Origin of the sequence: Pseudomonas sp. M1, assembly GCF_022760135.1 — a bacterium.
Classification (GTDB): domain Bacteria; phylum Pseudomonadota; class Gammaproteobacteria; order Pseudomonadales; family Pseudomonadaceae; genus Pseudomonas; species Pseudomonas citronellolis.
Genome location: NZ_CP094343.1, coordinates 4,573,480 through 4,594,198 on the forward strand (window position 1 = coordinate 4,573,480; position 20,719 = coordinate 4,594,198).

General features: G+C 64.8%; 17 protein-coding genes. 6 read left to right on the top strand and 11 right to left on the bottom strand.

Features of this window, described 5'->3' with window-relative positions:
- The first annotated feature begins 147 nt into the window (after positions 1-147).
- Complete coding sequence (locus PM1_RS19995; RefSeq protein ID WP_009618944.1) at positions 148-1,338, top strand: sugar transporter; 1,191 nt, start codon at positions 148-150, stop codon at positions 1,336-1,338.
- Between the two features lie 51 nt (positions 1,339-1,389).
- Here the strand turns inward: PM1_RS19995 and putP are convergent, their stop codons facing one another.
- Positions 1,390-2,907 (bottom strand): sodium/proline symporter PutP, encoded by a 1,518-nt coding sequence (gene putP, locus PM1_RS20000; RefSeq protein WP_009618943.1) that lies wholly within the window; start codon positions 2,905-2,907, stop codon positions 1,390-1,392.
- Between the two features lie 623 nt (positions 2,908-3,530).
- On the opposite strand from putP, the gene PM1_RS20005 reads away from it, so the two are divergent.
- Positions 3,531-5,576, top strand: coding sequence for a TonB-dependent receptor (locus tag PM1_RS20005; RefSeq protein WP_009618942.1), 2,046 nt, complete (start codon positions 3,531-3,533; stop codon positions 5,574-5,576).
- Positions 5,577-5,912: 336 nt separating this feature from the next.
- Here PM1_RS20005 and PM1_RS20010 read toward each other — a convergent pair whose 3' ends face one another.
- The 4 genes from PM1_RS20010 to PM1_RS20025 form a co-directional block, all read right to left on the bottom strand.
- Complete coding sequence (locus PM1_RS20010; RefSeq protein WP_009618941.1) at positions 5,913-6,689, bottom strand: ABC transporter permease; 777 nt, start codon at positions 6,687-6,689, stop codon at positions 5,913-5,915.
- Positions 6,686-7,618, bottom strand: coding sequence for an ABC transporter ATP-binding protein (locus tag PM1_RS20015; protein WP_009618940.1), 933 nt, complete (start codon positions 7,616-7,618; stop codon positions 6,686-6,688). Before PM1_RS20015 ends, PM1_RS20010 begins: the two co-directional genes overlap by 4 nt.
- A gap of 92 nt (positions 7,619-7,710) precedes the next feature.
- Entirely contained in the window at positions 7,711-8,331 is a 621-nt protein-coding gene (locus PM1_RS20020) for a glutathione S-transferase family protein (protein ID WP_009618939.1), read from the bottom strand.
- Between the two features lie 115 nt (positions 8,332-8,446).
- Entirely contained in the window at positions 8,447-9,118 is a 672-nt protein-coding gene (locus tag PM1_RS20025) for a transglutaminase-like domain-containing protein (protein ID WP_009618938.1), read from the bottom strand.
- Between the two features lie 146 nt (positions 9,119-9,264).
- Here PM1_RS20025 and PM1_RS20030 point away from each other — a divergent pair, with 146 nt between their 5' ends.
- The 3 genes from PM1_RS20030 (at position 9,265) to PM1_RS20040 (ending at position 12,752) form a co-directional block, all read left to right on the top strand.
- Positions 9,265-11,703 carry an acyl-CoA dehydrogenase gene (locus PM1_RS20030; protein WP_009618937.1) on the top strand — a complete coding sequence of 813 codons (2,439 nt, stop codon included), beginning with the start codon at positions 9,265-9,267 and terminating at the stop codon, positions 11,701-11,703.
- A gap of 143 nt (positions 11,704-11,846) precedes the next feature.
- Complete coding sequence (locus PM1_RS20035; RefSeq protein ID WP_009618936.1) at positions 11,847-12,263, top strand: PA2816 family glutamine-rich protein; 417 nt, start codon at positions 11,847-11,849, stop codon at positions 12,261-12,263.
- Positions 12,264-12,341: 78 nt separating this feature from the next.
- Positions 12,342-12,752 carry a PA2817 family protein gene (locus PM1_RS20040; RefSeq protein ID WP_009618934.1) on the top strand — a complete coding sequence of 137 codons (411 nt, stop codon included), beginning with the start codon at positions 12,342-12,344 and terminating at the stop codon, positions 12,750-12,752.
- 293 nt (positions 12,753-13,045) lie between these two features.
- Here PM1_RS20040 and PM1_RS20045 read toward each other — a convergent pair whose 3' ends face one another.
- Complete coding sequence (locus PM1_RS20045) at positions 13,046-13,540, bottom strand: Lrp/AsnC family transcriptional regulator (RefSeq protein WP_009618932.1); 495 nt, start codon at positions 13,538-13,540, stop codon at positions 13,046-13,048.
- Positions 13,541-13,677: 137 nt separating this feature from the next.
- Between PM1_RS20045 and PM1_RS20050 the strand changes: the two genes are divergently transcribed.
- The gene (locus tag PM1_RS20050; RefSeq protein WP_009618931.1) at positions 13,678-14,721 is read left to right on the top strand and encodes an ornithine cyclodeaminase; all 1,044 of its coding nucleotides are present in this window, start codon (positions 13,678-13,680) and stop codon (positions 14,719-14,721) included.
- Between the two features lie 260 nt (positions 14,722-14,981).
- On the opposite strand, the gene PM1_RS20055 is transcribed toward PM1_RS20050, so the two are convergent.
- The 5 genes from PM1_RS20055 to PM1_RS20075 form a co-directional block, all read right to left on the bottom strand.
- Positions 14,982-16,172: a multidrug effflux MFS transporter gene (locus tag PM1_RS20055; RefSeq protein ID WP_009618929.1), complete on the bottom strand. Its 1,191-nt coding sequence runs from the start codon at positions 16,170-16,172 to the stop codon at positions 14,982-14,984.
- Between the two features lie 48 nt (positions 16,173-16,220).
- Complete coding sequence (locus PM1_RS20060) at positions 16,221-16,820, bottom strand: thermostable hemolysin (protein WP_009618927.1); 600 nt, start codon at positions 16,818-16,820, stop codon at positions 16,221-16,223.
- 10 nt (positions 16,821-16,830) lie between these two features.
- Positions 16,831-18,312, bottom strand: a complete 1,482-nt coding sequence (locus PM1_RS20065) for an AMP-binding protein (protein ID WP_009618925.1) — start codon at positions 18,310-18,312, stop codon at positions 16,831-16,833.
- A complete protein-coding gene (locus PM1_RS20070) occupies positions 18,309-19,241 on the bottom strand; it encodes a TauD/TfdA family dioxygenase (protein WP_009618923.1) in 933 nt (310 codons plus the stop codon). The genes PM1_RS20065 and PM1_RS20070 overlap by 4 nt, the downstream gene beginning before the upstream one ends.
- Positions 19,242-19,370: 129 nt before the next feature.
- Positions 19,371-20,312, bottom strand: a complete 942-nt coding sequence (locus tag PM1_RS20075) for a LysR family transcriptional regulator (protein WP_009618921.1) — start codon at positions 20,310-20,312, stop codon at positions 19,371-19,373.
- Between the last annotated feature and the right edge of the window lie 407 nt (positions 20,313-20,719).

Consider the following 20,719-nt stretch of genomic DNA (forward strand, 5'->3'; position numbering starts at 1 on the left):
GCGCGGCGTAGAATGGCCGCCGCGACCGCCGCAGCCCCCATACCAACAACGATTCCTCTTCGCCCGCCAGCACCCGGCCCTTCGCCGCCGGGGCCCCGCGCGTGGCCGGGGGACTCGGCCTGAGCCCCACCCTCACTCAGGATTCCCATGCACACCGCGCAAGACACCCGCACCGGCAGTTGGCTGAACGTCATCGCCCTGGCCATCGCCGCCTTCATCTTCAACACCACCGAGTTCGTCCCGGTGGGCCTGCTCAGCGACATCGGCCGCAGCTTCGACATGCGCCCGGAACAGGCCGGGCTGATGCTCACCCTGTACGCCTGGGTGGTGTCGCTCACCTCGCTGCCGCTGATGCTGGCCACGCGCAACATGGAGCGGCGCCGCCTGCTGGTGGCGATCTTCTGCCTGTTCATCGGCAGCCACCTGCTCTCCGGCGTCGCCTGGAGCTTCACCACGCTGATGCTCAGCCGCTTCGGCATCGCCTTCGCCCATGCGGTGTTCTGGTCGATCACCGCGTCCCTGGCGGTGCGCGTGGCGCCGCCGGGTCAGCAGGCGAAGGCCCTCGGCCTGCTGGCCACCGGGACCATCCTGGCGATGGTCCTGGGCATTCCCCTGGGCCGCGTGCTCGGCGAGGCCATGGGCTGGCGCGCGACCTTCCTGGCCATCGCCGGCGTCTCGCTGGTGGTGGTGCTCTGGCTGGCCCGCGCGCTGCCGCTGCTGCCCAGCCAGAACTCCGGCTCGCTGCGCAGCCTGCCGCTGTTGCTGCGGCGCCCGGCGCTGGTGGCGCTGTACGTGCTCACCGTGCTGGTGATCACCGCGCAGTTCACCGCCTACAGCTACATCGAGCCCTTCGCCCGCGAGGTGGCCGCCCTGGACAGCCAGCGCACCACCCTGCTGCTCCTGCTGTTCGGCGGCGCCGGGCTGTTCGGCTCGATCCTCTTCAGCCGCTACAGCGAGCGCTTCCCGCGCGGCTTCCCGTGCCTGACCATCGCCGTGCTCGGCAGTTGCCTGCTGCTGCTCCTGCCGCTGGCCCACGAGCCCCTGGCGCTGCTCGGCCTGAGCCTGTTCTGGGGCGCCGCCATCCTGTGCTTCGGCCTAGCCCTGCAGGCCAAGGTGCTGCAGCTGGCCCACGACGCCACCGACGTGGCCATGGCCATGTTCTCCGGGCTCTACAACGTCGGCATCGGCGGCGGCGCGCTGCTCGGCAGCCGGGTGGTCGGCGGCATCGGCCTGGCGCAGATCGGCAACGTCGGCGGCGCCCTGGCCATGGCCGGCCTGGCGCTGTGCCTGTTCGCCTCCTGGCGCTATGCCGAGGCGCTGCGCGGCGGGCACAAATGAAAAAGGCCGCGGCCCCTTGCGGGACCGCGGCCTTGGCTACCGCTCAGCGGATCAGCGGCCGGCGGCGGGAGCCGAGGCCGGCAGGTGGGCCTCGCCGTACTCCGCCTCGGCTTCGTCGAAGCGCTGCTGCATGGCCCTGGACGGAGCCGGGCCGAGCAGGCTGAAGACCACGATGGCGACGCTGGCGAACAGGAAGCCGGGGATGATCTCGTACAGGCCGAGCCAGCCGAACTGCTTCCAGACGATCACGGTGACCGCGCCGACCAGCATGCCGGCCAGGGCGCCGTTGCGGTTCATGCGCTTCCACAGCACCGAGAACAGCACCAGCGGGCCGAAGGCGGCGCCGAAGCCGGCCCAGGCGTAGGACACCAGGCCCAGCACGCGGTTTTCCGGGTTGGCCGCCAGGGCGATGGCGATCAGCGCCACCAGCAGCACCATGGCACGGCCGACCCAGACCAGCTCCAGCTGACTGGCATTCTTGCGCAGGAAGGCCTTGTAGAAGTCTTCGGTCAGCGCCGAGGAGCACACCAGCAGCTGGCAGCTCAGGGTGCTCATCACCGCGGCGAGGATGGCCGACAGCAGCACGCCGGCGATCCACGGGTTGAACAGGATCTTCGCCAGCTCGATGAAGATGCGCTCATGGTTCTCGGTGACCGCGCCGGCCTGCTCCGGGTTGGCCTGGAAGTAGGCGATGCCGAAGAAGCCCACGGCCACGGCGCCGCCCAGGCAGAGGATCATCCAGGTCATGGAGATGCGACGCGCGGCCGGGATCGACTTGACCGAGTCGGCGGCCATGAAGCGCGCCAGGATGTGCGGCTGGCCGAAGTAGCCCAGGCCCCAGGCCATCAGCGAGATCACGCCGATGAAGGAAGCGCCCTTGAGCATGTCGAAGTTGGCCGCGTCCTTCAGCTCGATGGCGGCGAAGGTCGGCTCCACGCCACCGGTGGCGAACAGCACGATGATCGGGGTGAGGATCAGCGCGAAGATCATCAGCGAGGCCTGCACGGTGTCGGTCCAGCTCACCGCCAGGAAGCCGCCGACGAAGGTGTAGGCGATGGTCGCGGCGGCGCCGGCCCACAGGGCGGTCTCGTAGGACATGCCGAAGGTGCTTTCGAACAGGCGGGCGCCGGCGACGATGCCCGAGGCGCAGTAGATGGTGAAGAACACCAGGATCACCACCGCCGAGAGCACGCGCAGGATGCGGCTGTTGTCCTCGAAGCGGTTGGTGAAGTAGTCGGGGAGCGTCAGCGCGTTGCCGTTGTGCTCGGTGTGCACGCGCAGGCGCCCGGCGACGAACAGCCAGTTCAGGTAGGCGCCGACGATCAGGCCGATGGCGATCCAGCTTTCGGAGATGCCGGAGAGGTAGATCGCCCCCGGCAGGCCCATCAGCAACCAGCCGCTCATGTCCGAGGCGCCGGCCGACAGGGCCGTGACGAAGCTGCCGAGGCTGCGGCCGCCGAGGATGTAGTCGGAGAAGTTGTTGGTGGAACGGTAGGCGGCGAATCCGATCAGGACCATAGCCGCGATGTAGATCACGAACGTGACCAGTGTTGGCGTGTTGACGCTCATGGGGGCTCCCCTGAAGCTTGTTTTTATCCAGGCCCGGAGGGTAGCCCGGGCCCTTGCTCGTCGGGGCCGGCGCGGTTGGCGTCGGTCCCCCTGCCGTGCCCTTCGGCACGGCGGGGCGGCAGCGGCCCTGCGCAAGCTCCGCTACCACCCCTGTCGCCCCCCGTCGCGGTTGCACCCCGCGGGCGGCTGATTCTTCGGCGCCCCCTCACCGTCCCGGGGCAGCCGTCGCCACATTGCCCGGCGCACGTCCGGGGACACGCGCGGGCGGCGGATTCTAGCGCAAGGAAAAGCCCTTGTTGCACCGAATCGCCGAACGGTTGCACTCAAGGTGCAACCCGGATGGGCGAATGGCGGAATCTAGTGGCACCCTGCCCCGGCATTCTTGCGAAAAGCTCTGGACTTGTTGCGAAAAACTCCAGGACACCCGCCCTGTGCAGCCAGCGGCTAGCACTTTCGGATCTGAAAGCACTTGATTTTCAAACCACAGGGAATGTTATGTTATAACAACATAAATCAAGGCCGCCCCACCGAGCGACCCGCCAAGCCCCTGCCTAGAGCCTTCGCACAGCCCGAATCGCCACGGGAGGGGCGCGTTCTGCCCGAAAAAAACCAAGGAGCCCCCGATGTCCACGTCCCGCCCCCTGCCCCGCTGGCCACTCGCGCCGCTGACCCTCGCGCTGTTCGCCGTTCCCGCGCTCGCCGACACCCGCCCTGCCGAGCTGCAGCCCCAGGTGATCACCGCCAACCCGCTGGGTGAGGTGCAACCCGCCGCGCCCAGCAGCGTGCTGCAGGGCGACGACCTGACGCTGCGCCAGAAAGGCAGCCTGGGCGAGACCCTCGACGGCCTGCCGGGGGTGTCCTCCACCTGGTTCGGCCCCGGCGCCAGCCGGCCGATCATCCGCGGCATGGACGGCGACCGCATCCGCCTGCTGCGCAACGGCGTGGGCGCGCTGGATGCCTCGTCGCTGTCCTACGACCACGCGGTGCCGGAAGACCCCAACGTGGTCGAGCGCATCGAAGTGGTCCGCGGCCCGGCCGCCCTGCTCTACGGCGGCAACGCCATCGGCGGGGTGGTCAACAGCTTCGACAACCGCATCCCCAGCGAAGCGGTGGACGGCGTGCACGGCCGCGGCGAGCTGCGCTACGGCGGCGCCGACACCACCCGTAGCGCCGCCGGCGCGCTGGAAGCCGGCGACGGCAACTTCGCCCTGCACCTGGACGCCGGCTCCCGCGAGTTCAACGACCTGCGCATCCCCGGCTACGCCCATTCCCGCGCCCAGCGCGCGATCGACGGCGACGATTCGAAGCACCGCGTCGAGAACAGCGACGGCCGCCAGGACAGCGGCGCCATCGGCGGCAGCTACCACTGGGACCACGGCTACGCCGGGCTTTCCTACAGCGGCTACGACGGCAACTACGGCTCCCCCGCCGAGGAGGACGTGCGCCTGAAGATGCAGCAGGACCGCTACGCCTTCGCCTCGGAGATCCGCGACCTGGAAGGCCCGTTCAGCTCGGTGAAGCTGGACGCCGCCTATACCGAGTACCAGCACAAGGAGATCGAGGACGGCGAGACAGGCACCACCTTCAAGAACGACGGCTACGAGGCGCGCATCGAGGCTCGCCACAAGCCGCTGGGCCCGCTGCAGGGCGTGGTCGGCGCGCAGGTGGCCAACAGCCGCTTCTCGGCCCTGGGCGAAGAGGCCTTCGTGCCGCACACCGAAACCGACAGCGCGGCGCTGTTCTTCCTGGAGAACTGGCAGGCCAGCGAGCGCCTGGCGCTGAGCTTCGGCGGCCGCCTGGAGCACAGCCGCGTCGACCCCGACGCCAAGGACAACGAGCGCTTCGCCGAGAACGACGGCAGCCGCAGCTTCACCGCCGGCAGCCTGTCCTCCGGCGCGGTGTACCAGCTGACGCCGATCTGGGCGCTGGCCGCTACCCTCAGCTACACCGAGCGCGCGCCGACCTTCTACGAGCTGTACGCCAACGGCCCGCACGCGGCCACCGGCACCTACGAGGTGGGCGACGCCGATGCGGACAAGGAAAAGGCGGTCTCCACCGACCTGGCCCTGCGCTTCGACAACGGCATCCACAAGGGCAGCGTCGGCGTGTTCTACAGCCGCTTCTCCAACTACATCGGCCTGCTCGCCAGCGGCCGCTACCGCGACGAGGAAGGCGAAGTAGTCGCCGCCGACAGCGACGAGGCCCTGCCGGAATACCTCTACAGCGGCGTGCGCGCGGAGTTCTACGGCGTCGAGGCACAGGACCGCATCCACCTGCTGGAAAGCCCCTACGGCAACTTCGACCTGGAGCTGTCCGGCGACTACACCCGGGCGAAGAACCGCGACACCGGCGAGCCGCTGCCGCGCATCGCCCCGCTGCGCCTGAACAGCGCGCTGATCTGGGAACTGCAGCAATGGCAGGCGCGCCTGGAAGTGGAACACGCAGCCTCCCAGCACCGCGTGCCGGACGAGGAACTCTCCACCGACGGCTACACCACCCTGGGCGCCAGCGTCGGCTACAGGTTCGACATGGGCGGCAGCCAGTGGCTGGCCTTCGTCAAGGGCGAGAACCTGACCAACCAGACGGTGCGCTACGCCAGCTCCATCCTGCGCGACAGCGTGCCGGCGGCCGGGCGCGGCATCGAGGCGGGGGTGAAGGTGGCGTTCTGATGGAGCGCGGCAAGGCGCTCTTCGTAGGATGGGTTGAGCGAAGCGATACCCATCGCCGGCCCTGCCGGCGCAATCGCGGATGAATCCGCTCCTACAGGGGAATGCCGTGCCTCACAGCAAACTGTAGGAGCGGGCCCTGCCCGCGATGGGGCTACCCGGCAACATCGGCGTCTTGGGTTGACGCCGCTCCCTCTCCCCAGCCCTCGGCTGCACGCCCGGCCCTCAAGGGAGAGGGGGCCGTTCGGCGTTGTCCTGAACCATTGGTTCGCGAGCAAAAACAGAAGGCCCCGGTTCCTCACGAAACCGGGGCCTTCGTTCAAGCGCAAAACCGCGCCGTTACTGCCGCATCCCCCGCCCGCTCACCAGCAGGCGGATGCAGAAGAAGTACAGGATCACCGTCGCCACCAGCATGAAGATCAGCGCCGTGCCGATCTGGATGTCCGACACCCCGAGGATGCCGTAGCGGAAGGCGTTGACCATGTGCAGGATGGGGTTGGCCAGCGATACCGTCTGCCAGAACTCCGGCAGCATGTGGATGGAATAGAACACCCCGCCCAGGTAGGTCAGCGGCGTCAGCACGAAGGTCGGGATGATCGAGATGTCATCGAAGTTGCGCGCGTACACCGCGTTGACGAAGCCGCCCATGGAGAAGATGGTGGCCGTCAGCACCACCACCAGCACGGTGATGCCCAGGTGGTGCACCTGCAGCTTGGTGAAGAACAGCGACAGCGCCGTGACGATGACGCCCACCGCCAACCCGCGCAACACGCCGCCCACGGTGTAGCCGAGGAGGATGGTGTGCGGCGACACCGGCGACACCAGCAGCTCCTCGATGGAGCGCTGGAACTTGCTGCCGAAGAAGCTCGACACCACGTTGCCGTAGGCGTTGGTGATCACCGACATCATGATCAGCCCCGGCACTATGTACTGCATGTAGCTGAAGCCGCCCATGCCGCCGATCTGCCGGCCGATCAGGTTGCCGAAGATGACGAAGTACAGAACCATGGTGATCGCCGGGGGCAGCAGGGTCTGCGGCCAGATGCGGGTGAAGCGGCGGACTTCGCGGTAGACGATGGTGTTCAGGGCCACCCAGTTGGCGCGCAGCTCGCTCATACCGCCACCTTCGACAGGTTCTTCTCGACCAGCGACACGAACAGCTCCTCCAGACGGTTGGTCTTGTTGCGCAGGCTCAGCACCTCGATGCCCTGCCCGTTCAGTTGGGCGAACAGGCCGTTGATGCCGGCCGCCTTGTCCACCTGCACCTCCAGGGTGTGGTCGTCCAGCAGCCGCGCCGGGTAGCCGGGCAGTTGCGGGAGCTGGGCCACGGCGCCCTTGAGGTCGAGCACGAAGGTCTCCACGTGCAGCTGGGTCAGCAGCTTGCGCATGCTGGTGTTCTCGACGATGGTGCCGTGGTCGATGATCGCGATGTTGCGGCAGAGCTGCTCGGCCTCCTCCAGGTAGTGGGTGGTGAGGATGATGCTGATGCCCTGCTGGTTCAGTTCGGTGAGGAAGTTCCACATCGAGCGGCGCAGCTCGATGTCCACCCCGGCGGTGGGTTCGTCGAGGATCAGCAGGCGCGGCTCGTGGATCAGCGCGCGGGCGATCATCAGCCGGCGCTTCATGCCGCCGGAAAGCTCGCGCGAGGCCGAGTTGCGCTTGTCCCACAGGCCCAGCTGGTTGAGGTACTTCTCGGCGCGCTCCTTGGCGATCTTCGCCGGAATGCCGTAGTAGCCGGCCTGGGTCACCACGATGTCGAAGACCTTCTCGAACTGGTTGAAGTTGAACTCCTGGGGCACCACGCCCAGGCAGCGCTTGACCTTCAGCGGCTCGCGGTCGAGGTCGTGGCCGAACACCGTGACCGTGCCGCTGGTCTTGTTCACCAGGGTGGAAAGGATGCCGATGGTGGTGGACTTGCCGGCGCCGTTGGGGCCGAGCAAGGCGAAGAAATCGCCCTCGGCGACGTCCAGGTCGATACCCTTGAGGGCCTGGAAACCGTTGCCGTAGGTTTTCGTCAGTTGACGGAGGGTAAGCGCGGAACTCATGGAATTTCCCGTGGCTGGGCGGCGCAGAAAATGGAACAGCTAGATAAGGGCCGGCGCCGGCAATTGCAACCTTCGCCGGCGTCGCGGGCGGTTCAGGTCAACTCGGTCATCACCGCGCTGCGGTAGGCCGGGCGCTCGCGCAGGCGGGCGTACCAGGCTTCCAGGTGCGGCATCGGCGGGCGCTGGATGGGCATCTCGAACCAGGCGTAGATGAAGCTGCCCAGGGGGATGTCGCCCATGCCGAAGCGCTCGCCGGACAAGTATGGCTGGCGCCCCAGGGCCTGCTCGGGCACCGCCAGGGCCGTCACGCAGGCCTCAATGCCGGCGGCGATGGCCGCTTCGTCACGCTGCTCCGGCGGGGTGCGCAGGGTACCCCAGAACACCGTGCGGAAGGGCCCGGCGAAGGTCGAGGTGGTCCAGTCCATCCACTTCTCGGCGCTGGCGCGCTGCTGCAGGTCCTGCGGGTAGAGGCTGTCGGGCGCGTACTTCGCCGCCAGGTAGCGGACGATGGCGTTGGATTCCCAGAGCACGAAGTCGCCGTCCTCCAGGGTCGGCACCACGCCGTTGGGGTTGAGCGCGCGGTAGGCCGGCTCGTTCACCACGCCGAAGGCGCCGCCGGCGTCGATGCGCTGGTAGGCCACCGCGGCCTCCTCGGCGCACCACAGCGCCTTGCGCACGTTGGACGAATTCTTGCGGCCCCAGATTTTCAGCATGGCGTGCAGCCTCTTCTTGTTCGGTGGGTGAACGCGGCCGCGGCAGGTCGGCCGGTGAACCCAAGCACCCTACCGGTCGGCGCGGCAAGAAGAAAGGCGTGCGGACTGATGATGACTATCGATTGCCTTCATGCTTCGGCGCTTCGGCCTGCATGTCGCCGGACAGCGGCGTGGGGCCGGCGTCGAACAGGTGCGGGTAGCAGGCCCGCAGATGGCCGAAGAACAGGTCCTCGGGGACGTCGGCGAACTGGCCGTGGTCGCACAGGTACTCCATGTGCCGCCGGCCGCCCTGGTCGAATTCGTGGAAGACGCTGTCCTGGCGCCCGTCGAATTCCAGCGGCAGCACGCCGAAGGCCTCGCACAGCTCGCGGTTGAAGGCCGGCGTGGCCTTGACCCAGCGGCCGTCGAGGAACAGCTCGGTGTAGCCGTGCATGGCGAACACCTCGCTGCGCAGCATCTCCACCATGCGCCCGCTGGCCAGGTGGTTCTTCACGTCGGCCAGGCCGATGCGCGCGGGGATGCCACAATGCCGGGCGCAGGCCGCCAGCAGCGCGGCCTTGGGCACGCAGTAGGACTGCCCGGCCTGCAGCGCGTGGCTGGCCTTGAGCGTCTGCGCATCGAGGCTGAACACATAGGGGTTGTAGCGGATGCTGTCGCGTACCGCGTAGTACAGCGCCACCGCCTGCTCGCGCGGCTGCGGCGAGGCGCCACGGTGCCGTTGGGCGAACTCGATCACCGCGGGGTGGTCACTATCCAGGTAGCGGCCGGGTTCGAGGTAAGCCTGCATGGGGGAATCTCCTTCACGGTTCCGGCCAGTCTAAACAGCCCGTCCGCGCACCGTGGAGGACGATCCGGCCAAGCTCGCCGAGGAAGGCGCCAACACCCGGCTAAGCTGTGAGGGATCGCCCCGTCGTTCGTCATGGAGGAAAGTGCATGTCGTTGCTCTGGTTGATCGTTCTCGTGCTCGGCGTCGCCTGGCTGGCCCACCGGCGCGTGGCGCCGGCCCCGGCGCTGGGCATAGTCGCCGTCTATCTCATCTTCATGGGCCTGTTCAGCCACGCCCACGGCTGGATGATCCTGCTCTGGCTGCCCTGGCTGGCGGTGGCCGCCGCCCTGGCCCTGCCCGACCTGCGCCGCAAGCTGTTCAGCGGCCCGTTGTACGCCTGGTTCAAGCAGGTGCTGCCGCCGATGTCCGACACCGAGCGCGAGGCCATAGAGGCCGGCACCGTGTGGTGGGATGGCGACCTGTTCAGCGGCCGCCCGGACTGGAGCAAGCTGCTGGGCGCCCCGGCGCCGCAGCTCACCGAGGAGGAGCAGGCCTTCATCGACGGCCCCACCGAACAGCTCTGCGCCATGGTCAACGACTGGGACATTTCCCGGCGCATGGACCTGCCGCCCGAAGCCTGGGCCTTCATCAAGGAACAGGGCTTCTTCGGCCTGATCATCCCCAGGGAATACGGCGGCAAGGGCTTCTCCGCCTTCGCCCACTCCCAGGTAGTGATGAAGCTGGCCAGCCGCAGCGGCGACCTGGCCTCCACCGTGATGGTGCCCAACTCCCTGGGCCCGGCCGAACTGCTGCTGCACTACGGCACCGACGAGCAGCGCCAGCGCTACCTGCCGGGCCTGGCGCGCGGCGAGGAAATCCCCTGCTTCGGCCTGACCAGCCCGCAGGCCGGCTCCGACGCCGGCGGCATGACCGACATCGGCATCGTCTGCAAGGGCCAGTGGCAGGGCGAGGAAGTGCTCGGCCTGCGCCTGACCTGGGAGAAGCGCTACATCACCCTGGGCCCGGTGGCCACCCTGCTCGGCCTGGCCTTCAAGTGCCACGACCCGGACCACCTGCTGGGCGGCGAGGAAGACCTGGGCATCACCCTGGCCCTGGTGCCCACCGACACTCCCGGGGTGGAGATCGGCCGGCGCCACGTGCCCCTGGGCGCGGCCTTCATGAACGGACCGAACTCGGGCAAGGACGTGTTCCTGCCGCTGGACTGCATCATCGGCGGCCAGGCCATGATCGGCAAAGGCTGGATGATGCTGATGAACTGCCTGTCGGTGGGCCGCTCCATCTCCCTGCCGGCGGTGGGCACCAGCGCGGCCAAGGGCTGCAGCTACAGCAGCGGGCGCTACGCGCAGATCCGCGAGCAGTTCAACGTGCCCATCGGCGCCTTCGAGGGCATCCAGGAAGCCCTCGGGCGCATCGGCGGCAACGCCTGGATGATGGACTGCGCGCGCATCCTCACCGCCCACGCGGTGGACCTGGGCGAGAAGCCCTCGGTCCTGTCGGCCATCCTCAAGTACCACCTCACCGAGCGCGGCCGCGAATGCATCAGCCACGCCATGGACATCCACGGCGGCAAGGGCATCATCCTCGGCCCGCGCAACTACCTGGGCCGCGCCTGGCAGACGGCGCCGATCTTCATCACCGTGGAAGGCGCCAACATCCTCTCGCGCAACCTGATGATCTTCGGCCAGGGCGCCATCCGCTGCCATCCCTTCGTGCTCAGGGAGATGGCCCTGGCCCAGCAGGAAGACCAGGCCCACGCCGCCCACGAGTTCGACCGCCTGCTGCTGCGGCACATCGGCTTCGCGGTGAGCAACGCCGCCAGCAGCCTGCTGCTGGGCCTGGGCTTCGGCCGCTTCGACCACGTGCCCGGCGACCGCCTGACGCGCCCCTACTTCCGCGCGGTGAACCGCCTGGCGGCCAGCTTCGCCATGCTCGCCGACTTCAGCATGATGCTGCTGGGCGGCGAGCTGAAGCGCAAGGAACGCCTCTCGGCGCGCCTGGGCGATGCCCTCAGCCACCTCTACCTGGCCTCGGCGGCGCTCAAGCGCTACCACGACCTGAACCACGCCGAGTACCTGCAACCGCTGCTGCGCTGGGCCCTGGAGGAGAACCTGGCGAAAGCCGAGGAAGCCCTGGCCGCCCTGCTGGAGAACTTCCCCAACCGCTGCGTCGGCTGCCTGCTCAAGCTCCTGGTGTTCCCCCTGGGCCGCCGCCACAAGGGCCCGAGCGACGCGCTGGACGCGGAGATCGCCGGCATCCTCGGCCGCCCGCTGGACGACCCGGCGCTGCAGGCGATCCTCTACGGCGCCTTCCTGCCCACGGCGCAAGACGACCCGCTGGCCGACCTGGAGCGCGCCCTCACCGCCCTGCGCGAGGTAGCGCCCCTGCAGAAACAGCTGCACAAGGCGCTCAAGGAAGGCAAGGTGCGCCCGGCGCCCGGCCAGTCGCCGATCGACGCCGCGGTGGCCGCGCGTGTGCTGGACGAAGACCAGGGCCAGCAGCTGCACGCCGCGGAGAAGGCCCGGCGCCAGGTGATCGACGTCGACGACTTCGCCAAGGAGGAACTCGGCCAGCCCGGCAAGGTCTGACCACCCAGAACCCTTCCCTACCCCATGAAGGGAGCAGTACGCCAAGGGCGCCGACACGGCGCCCTTGGCGTTTTCGCCCTGGGGGCTGCCAGTGCCGGCGGATGGGTGCACACTGGCAGGCAAAGGCAACCGGGAGAACGCCCATGCGCATCCTGCCCATCCTCCTCGTCGGCCTGGCCCTGGCAACCACGGCGCAGGCCGATTCCTGGCTCTACCCGAGCCGCAACAGCCCGCCACCGGCGCCGCTGGTCGACCTGGACGCGCAACAGCAGCAGATCGACAACCTGCAGCGCCAGGCCGAGCAGCGCCGCGCGCAGCAGCAGGACCAGCGCCTGCAATACGAAGACCAGCGCCTGCAGCTCAAGCAGCAACAGCTCAAGGACCAGCAGCAGGCCCTGGACCGCCAGCGCCAGCAACAGCGCCTGCAGGACCAGACCATCGAGCGCCAGCGCACCGACCTGCAGCAGTTCCGCCTGCAGCAACAACAGCAGCAGCTCGACATGCAGCGGCGGATGATCGACAACCAGCGCCGGCAGACGCAATCGCGGCCGCTGCGTTGAACGCCGCCGCGCGGCTGGGGGCGGCGAAACCCTATATACTCCGCCCCCGTTTCAGCCGTTTCCGCAGAGGACCCCACCATGGCCAGCGCCTACCTTGACCACCACCTCGCCCTGCTGCAGCACCTGCGCATGATCCTCGGCGCCCTGGGCGAAGCCGAGCAGGTCCCGGAGGAGAACCACGGCCTGTTCCTCGAACGCTTCGACGAACTGCTGCAGGAACTGCCGTGCGACCCGGTGGGCGCCCAGTACCTGGGCCAGGACCTGATTTCCCAGACCTTCCACCGCTACCCGCAGATCGCCCACCTGGTGCCGCGCGACCTGCTGTGGTTCTTCGGCGGCGACTGCCTGCACTTCATGCCCGACGAAGAGATCGACCTGTACCAGCAACTGGACGAACGCCGCTTCGCCGCCGAGGAAAACGGCGAGCCCTTCGACTGGAACAAGGAAAAGGCTTTGCTGGCGTTGCCGGAAGACTCGGCCAAGCATTGAGCCGACGCAATCGCGGATACGGGGATACCGCGTAGGGCGCATAACGCCTACGGCGTTATCCGCCGTTTGGCCTCGATCCCCGGCGGTTCCGGGGTTGGCCTGGGCATTGGCAGGGAAGCACGATCGTAGGAGCAACTGTCTTGCGCCGAGGTGCTCTTCGTAGGATGGGTTGAGCTTGCGAAACCCATGCTGTTGCGGCGATGGGTATCGCTTCGCTCAACGCCATCCTACGAAAAGCCGTGCTTCCTGGAACCGTAGGAGGACTGCGTCCGCGATCCGGCCGCCAGGCCGCCCTACCCCTCCTCCGGCACCCGTATCCGGTGGCAATCCTTGATCTCCCGCAGCGCCAGGGTCGACTGGATCGACGCGATGCCCGGCTGTTTGCGCAGCACCTTCTCGACGAATTCCGCATAAGCGTCCAGGTCCTTCTCCAGCACCTGCAGAAGGAAGTCCGCATCGCCGGTGATCTTATGGCAGGCCAACACCTCCGGCAGGTCGCGCACGGTCGCCTCGAAGCGGTCCGAGGCGTCGTCGGAGTGGGCGGCGAAGCGCACGTGGACGAAGGCCAGGATGTCCAGGCCCAGGCGCCGGCGGTCGAGGTTGGCCTGGTAGTCGCGGATGTAGCCCTCCTCCTCCAGGCGCTTGCGCCGCCGCCAGCAGGGCGTGACGCTCAGCGCCAGGCGCTCGCTCAGCTCGGCATTGGACAGGCTGGCGTCCTCCTGCAACAGGCGCAGCATCGCTAGGTCGGTGGCATCCAGGTCGGCCACGCTGGAATTTCTTTTCTTCATTCCCCTGATCCTGAGTCTGTCTTTGCGAAGAAGCCTAGCCCATGCAGTCAGAAAGCACAGTTATTCCCGGCCAGCGGCATAGACTGACCCCAGGCGCCCGATGAACGCGCGGCGCTCCCACTCAGGAGGATGGCAGCATGACCCGTTATCTGGATGTGCAGGACGTTGGCCGACTGCTCGGCGAGATCGGCCCGGGCGCGGCCATCCGCGCCATGGCCGGCTACATCGAAGCCGACTACCGACGCTGGGATGAATTCACCAAGTGCGCCCGCGTCGCCAACCACTCCGCCCTCGGCGTGATCGAACTGATGCCCGCCGACGACGGCAAGCTGTATGCCTTCAAGTACGTCAACGGCCACCCGAAGAACCACCGCGTCGACCTGCCCACGGTGATGGCCTTCGGCGTGCTGGCCACGGTGAACACCGGCTACCCGCTGCTGCTCGGCGAACTGACGCTGACCACCGCCGTGCGCACCGCCGCCACCTCGGCGCTGTTCGCCGGCTTCTTGGCCCGCCCCGACGCCCGAAGCATGGCGCTGATCGGCAACGGCGCGCAGAGCGAGTTCCAGGCCATCGCCTTCCACGAGCTGCTGGGCATCGAGGAAATCCGCCTGTTCGACATCGACCCGGCGGCCACCGCCAAGCTGCAGCGCAACCTCGCCGGCCTCCCCGGCCTGAAGCTGGTAGTCGCCGACTCGGTGCGTGAAGCGGTGCGCGGCGCCGACATCGTCACCACGGTCACCGCCGACAAGACCAACGCCACCATCCTCACGGCCGACATGCTCGAACCGGGCATGCACATCAACGCCGTGGGCGGCGACTGCCCGGGCAAGACCGAACTGCAGGCCGAAGTGCTGGAGCGCGCGCGGGTGATAGTCGAGTTCGAACCACAGACCCGCATCGAAGGCGACATCCAGCAGATGCCGGCGGACTTCCCGGTGATCGAGTTCCAACGCATCCTCGCCGGCGCCGCCGAGGGCCGGCAGAACGCCGAGCAGATCACCGTGTTCGACTCGGTGGGCTTCGCCCTGGAAGACTTCTCCGCCCTGCGCTGGCTGCACGACGCCGCGCGCGAACGCGGCATCGGCCGCGACATCGAACTGGTGCCACGGCCGCAGGACCCGAAGGACCTGTTCCAGTTACTGCAAGCCCCTCAGCCAGCCGCGCGGGCAGTTGGCTGAAGGCCGCAGAAACTAACAAGCGGCACGATACAGGGAAGACCATCGACCGCCGGGGCAGCGAACGCTCAGAGTAACTGGATGCCCGTTGGTCCCAGGCAACAATGACTCTCACTATGAACAATAGCCGGGCTGACTGACCATTGATGGAAGTTCTCGCCTCATACGCCCGTCGAGGAGACAGGCGTATGAGATTGCGAAGCCATCGCTACGTCAGACAAGCCGCTCCAACGTATTACCGCGTGTACGCTTGGCCTCATGCGTCAGGCCATGGATACCTGCCACCTCGCCCTGGCAGCCAGCATCCCTGAAAGCGATACCAGCAACAGGACGAAAAACACGCCGGCAATCGCCAGGTTCGACTCCAGCGGCAGGGTACTGACGACACCCGAGGTCAACGCCCCGAACACCAGCATAAGGCACCCCTGCAAACTCGCCGCCACCCCTGCGCGGTCGGGGAACAACGACATGGAGCGAGCCATGGCATTAGAGAAGATGAAGCCCTGGCCGAAGGCAATGAGCATGATGCCACCGAGGATGTTCGTCAGACTCAACGCATCCGGCACTGCAGCGATGCTGATGATGCCCAGCAAGAACAGCCCCAGGCCCGTCCACATCAGCGTCTCCGGAAAGACGACGCGGATCAGAACACGATTGAACAGGGTTCCTGCCAGATAGCAGCTGCCCACCCCCAATGCCGTGGTACCGAAGTATTGGGCGCTATGGCCCAGGCGCTCCTGGACGATATGCGGGCCAAACACGTTCCACAACAGGAAGGCCGAAAAGCTTGAGCCGAGAATGATCACCGAGGTGCAGAAACGGCTGTCAACGAGGATGAAGCGATACCCTCCAACGATCTGCAGCACACTACGCCGGGCAACTGGAGCGAGGGACTCCTTCAGCCCGGCCAGTACGAACGCCAGCACAATCACGGCATAAGCCGCATACAGGACGAAGTTGTAGCGCCAGCCCAGGTGCACCTCGATCACCCCACCCACGTACGGCGCGACGACCGGTCCCAGGCCGAAGGCCAGGCTCAGGTAAATGATCGCCACATAGAAGCGAGGCCCCTTGACGACGTCCACCAGCAAGGCCCGGGCAACCACCTGGCATGCACCGATGGCAAAGCCTTGCAGGGCCCGGGCCAGTAACAGCATGTCGATGGAGGTCGCGGCCGTGGCCAGCAAGCTACCCGCCAGGAACACGGAAAGCCCCAGCAGCACAGCCGGCCTGCGGCCTCGAGCATCGGCCATGATGCCGAAGAACAGTTGGCCGATGGCATAGAACAATAAGGTGATGGTAATGGTGTTCTGCATGAGCGAGGGGCCAGCCCCCAACTCACGGCCCATGGAAGGAATGCTGGGCGCATACAGGTCGATGGCGATACCACCGAGGCTGTTAATCAGCGGCGCCAAAAAGACGATGAAATTCTCGTAACGCTTGTTCGCGTTCATGGCTATCTCCGGAATTCCGGGCGTGGGTATGCCCGGAATGGGATGTGGTTAGGCAAATTTCCGACTGGCGAAATGAGACTGGGCTACTGGTGGCGTGGGCGCCGTGAGCCACGCGATGGGGGATGACAAACGAGCGGCTACTACCCGCGGTGCCTGATCGTAATAGGTGCCCCAATTGACACCTGGGTCCTTGACACGACTGCGCTCGGCGCCGCCGAGGTCATCGAGGTTGTCAACAATCGGCGCCAGGAGTTGGCGTACCTGCGCTGTCGCGGTCAGTACCACCAGCCCAAAATTGCGTAGCGCCAAAGCCTTGATGACATTGTCGAGCAGGTACTTGCCTGCCCCGCTGCCGCTTTGGAACGAAGAGAAAGCACCGATTTCGGCAATGCGTGCACGGTCGATCGCATAACGCTCGTCCAGCTCCTCGTCCAGGTAGTACTCGCTGAACAACTTGCCGGAATCACCGTAGCTAACGCCTGCACAGGCATAGCCCGGAGCGCCGCCATTCGAGTTGGTGAGGCAGACGAACAAGTCGGGCCGGGGCTCCGGTGTCGCGCCGTAGTGCTTGAGGTAATGGGCGCGCACCGCCTCCTGCAGACAACGGTAGCCGGGGCAGCCCTTGTAGAAATTACGCACGAGATACATGGCCATTCCCCTAGACATACATCTGGTCGATGAAATGGGCCTCTATCTCGGCGCGCCGTGGCCGACCGGTGACGGTGTAGAACTGGTCACGGAAGCTGGCGATATCGTCGATAACGCGGATACGCCTTACCCGGGCGAAATCGGCAAGCCGGTGCTCCAGGCGGGCCATCTCCTCGCGCACCCGTTCCTGGTCAGAAGTGCTGAGCACAACGGCACATGGCTCGTCTCGTCCTTCGCCCATGACGATTATGTCGTCCACCACCGGGCTTTCCTTGTAGACGCTCTCCACCCATTCCGGAGAAATGTTGCGAGCAGTGGAAAGGATGATCACATGCTTCTTGCGCCCGGTGATGTAGAGGTAGCCGTCGCGCAACTCGGCAATATCACCGGTGTGCAGATAACCGTCGGACAGATCGCAGGCGGTGTCGTCGGCGTTGTAGTACCCCGCGCATAGCGTCGGCGTCTTCACCAGTAACTCGCCATCGACCAGCTTGGGCTCGATGCCGTCGAGCAACTTGCCTGCCGATCCTATGCGACGCTCAACGGGCGAGTTCAGCGAGATGATCGAAGAGTTCTCGCTCAGGCCATACGCCTCGAACACCTGCACGCCTCGAGCGTCCAGGACTTCCAGCACGCTGACCGGAATCTTCGCACCACCTGTGATGATGTGCGGGCGCAGCGGGCCGAACAGTTCCTCCACCGAACAGTGCTCGAGCAACAGGTTGGCCTCCTCCAACAGCTTTGGCGGCAGATAGAGAAAGTTGGGTTGGTTAGGCGCAATCAGCTCCAGGTACTGCCTGGCATTTCCACTCGCGGCGCCGTATTCGGCCACGCCTTCGGGCATGAGTGTCAGGGTGCCGCCAGACAGAACCGGAATGAACACCCCCAGCACCTGCTCGATCAGAAGGCTCATTGGCACGATCGAGAAATAATGCAGTGGTTGTTGTGGTAACCGCATCATCACGTTGTCGACCAGCAACCCGACCGCCTCGTCCCGGATCATCACGCCCTTGGGGCGGGAAGTGGTGCCGGAAGTATGAATGATCGACACGATGCCCGCCGGGATCAGCTCATCTTGCTGACCCCATGCCTCGCCGACCTCCTCGTTCATCAAGTGCTCAGGAATGAAGCAAGACTTGCCCGGGAAAATGTTGTGCAAGCGGCTGGCAGTCCTTTCATCGTTCACAAACACTGCCGTAGCCTTGCCCAGCAGACTACCGATTTGGTCATCGGAGAACTCGATAGGTACGGGCAGCAGCACACCGCCAACCTGTTGAATCGCCAACAGGGTGTAGATCCACTCATAGCAGGAACGCATGGCGATCCCGAACACTTTGCGCTCGCAATGACCCATACGGCCTTCCAGGGCGCATGCCAAGCGCATTACGTCCCGACGCAACTCGTGCAGCCTATAAGTGCGGCCATTCATCTCCCGAATCACCACACGGTCGGGTGCGCTCGCCAAATAGTCTTGCATTTTCCTGCTGATCATTGGCTGTTCCCCCCATGCCGATAGCTCTGGGCACCAAAGATCCGGCGGGAAGTATCGTCCAGCCGACGGCGACCGTGCATAACACGGGTGTTGTCAATGACAACGATGTCGCCCTTTTTCCAAAAATGGCTGTAAGTGTTGCGCGCAGTTATTTCCTTGATCTCGTCCCAGATATCCAGCGAAATATCTTCACCATCGGCCCATGTAATGAGTGGAGGCTCGTAGTTGACACTGGGCCCAAGCATGGAGTTGCAAAAAGCTTTCCTGCCGCTAAAGCAACTTATTTCCAGTGCGGAGACAACAAACTTCGAAGAAATAAGATTTTGATCAATGCGTTGATAAGCCTGACCTTTCACATGTTCGTTAACCTGGTATAAATGCTCATCCGTAATATCTTCTATCGGCAGATTCAACTCGATACTGAGGAAGCGCTTTACATTTGCCCAGGGAATACGCCGGACATAACGGATATCGCGAGTTTCGAAGTGCTTGCGGGTTTTCGCCGAAAGCTCAAACAGTACTCGCCAGCCGTCGCACATCGTCGTTTCGGATCCTACCAGCGCAGGTTCCAGGCAATAGAACCACTGCAGATCAGGATTAAATGGTAGGTTGCCGTTCTCACGATGCAGGCCCATCTCGTACACGCCCGCTTCGATTTCCGCAGTGTTCGAAGTCGCGGCCTTGCGCGCCGGATCGAAGGTGACACGTGATGAATGCGCACTGACGAGGTTGTTGAAATCCTCGAGCGTATCGGCAAAGTCACGATAGATCACTGCACCGCTATGAGCGAGATCGCCATAGAGTGTTTCGCTGTTGATCGAGTCGGAAACACGCAGTCCCGACTCGACAGCATAGACACATTCGAATCCATAGCAGGGCACAGGCTGCCGATAAAATGGAAAAACTACCGATTGAACTTTATTCAGCATCTTCAATTCCTCTTCCTATTGTGAACAGGCAGTAGTCTTGACCACCTGGGCAGATACACAATAAGTGAATTTTCGAAGATACTGGTTTTAAGAAATCTAAATGCCTGTAGAAAATTTAAAAGTACATTCTCAGCGTTCTATCAGCATCCCCCCGGCCACGTCGTGGACCAGCTTGCGCAGACTGGAAATGTCCTTGCTCTGTCCACGACTCCGAGCCCAAACCATGTCTAATGTGAAGGAGGGGAAGCCCATCGGCGGTTGGCAGACCTTCAGTTCCTGCGGGATGCGTAAATACGGCAGAAGACGCGCGGGCATCGCTACGGTCGAAGGCACCGCAGCAACGATGTTGACGCAAGCCTGATAACCATTCGCCCGTACCAGAACATTGCGCGAACGGCCGACCTTTTCCAGCCAACTGTCAACCATGTTCTTCTCCGAGATCCACGGTGTCGGAAACACCTGAGGCGAAGCACAGAATTCATCCAGGCTCATGGCTTCTTCGCTGGTGAGTGACGCTTGGCTGGTCAAGCACACAAACTCATCGTTGAGCACCGGCTGCCATTGCAGCTCCGGGTGCATCTGGTGATAACCAGGTCCGAAGCCAATGGCGATATCGATGTCGCCAGAGATCAGCCGATCTACCGGCAGGTCGCGGCTCAATCGTTCAAGGTGCAGGGAAGTATTCGAGGCATGGGCGCTTGATAGCACGGCCAACGCCTGAGACAGAAACAACAGCTCGAAATACTCGGGGGCGCATAGCTTCCAGATCTTGCGCTCCGTCAGGGGCAAAGCTTCACCAATGCCCTCTGCGCAGCGGTTAACCGACTCGACCACCATCCGCAGGTAAGGCGCAATCTTTTCCGCCTTGGTGGTAGGTTTCAGTCCCCCTTGCGACGAAGCAAACAATGCGTCGTCGAAGCAGCTGCGCAAGCGCTTGAGGCAGTAGCTAACAGTGGGTTGGCTGACGTTCATGAGCTCGGCGGTACGCTTGGCGCTACGCTGCTCCAACAGGTTGAGGAACACCACGATGTCCTGCAAATCCAGCTGCTTCAGATAATTGCTGTGAAGCATGAAAATTCCTCCTGAACTTTCTGGCTCATTCGGCTGTGCAAATCCTCGGTGGGACGGGCAGCAAACATCTGCTTCAACAGCTTCAACAACCGACAAAAACCTCTAGTCGGTCAACAGCTTATCCTGCGAGATCAGAGCAACTGATAAGCTGCATTCGGTGCAGTCGTCAGCAATAGGTTCAACCATGGCCATACGATCGAGCCTGGCAAGATGGCCTATCATGCCCCTGCAACGATAGGCGGCTCGGTCAGTGCGAGCAGATGGCTCTTGCACTGCCCTTCCTCAGGAACAACAAGACTCTACCGCTGAGCTGGACCCAACATTGAGGATTCATCCGATCCCTGGTCAATGCAAAGTAAGTGAGGCACTGAGATATAAGAGACTCCTTAAAGGGATGACCATCGGCA